The organism is Nocardiopsis halotolerans DSM 44410 (assembly GCF_000341065.1).
Lineage (GTDB): Bacteria > Actinomycetota > Actinomycetes > Streptosporangiales > Streptosporangiaceae > Nocardiopsis > Nocardiopsis halotolerans.
Map to the genome: position 1 here is coordinate 1 of NZ_ANAX01000123.1, position 486 is coordinate 486.

General features: G+C 78.6%; 1 protein-coding gene. It reads right to left on the reverse strand.

What is annotated here, in order from left to right; all coding sequences use genetic code 11:
* Positions 1-486: DUF2786 domain-containing protein (locus tag D455_RS0109365; RefSeq protein ID WP_017570470.1), on the reverse strand; the 486-nt coding region annotated here is incomplete at both ends.

The following is a 486-nucleotide window of genomic DNA, read 5'->3' on the forward strand; positions in this document are numbered from 1 at the left end:
GGTTCCTCCGCCAGCAGGGCGCGGTCGATGCTGTGCCGGGCCATCAGCTCCTGCGCGCGGGCGCTCAGCGCCTCCGCCTCACTCGGGAACTCCGTGGACTCGGCCTTGGCCAGCAGGGCGCGCACCCGGGCCAGTTTGCCCTGGTCCACCGGCTCCACCGTGCGCGCGGCCTCCTCCCCGCCCGGCCGGAACTCCCCCGGAGGCGGGCACAGGCGGTGCAGCGGCGGTAGCACGCGCAGCGCGGCCAGCAGCCGCAGCACCGTCTCCGCCGCCTCGAAGCGCAGCAGCCCGTGCTCGGCTCCCACCCGCGCCAGGCGGCCTCCGGTCCCGCCCGGGGACGTCCCCAGGTCGCGGACCTGCGCGGCCCACCGGGGGTCCACCGTGGCGGGGGAGTACCGGTCCAGGTCGGCCGTCACCGCGTCGGCGCACACCGCCGCCGCGACCGGGTCGAGCGCGCGGCCCACCTGACGGACCGTCTCGGCGGGC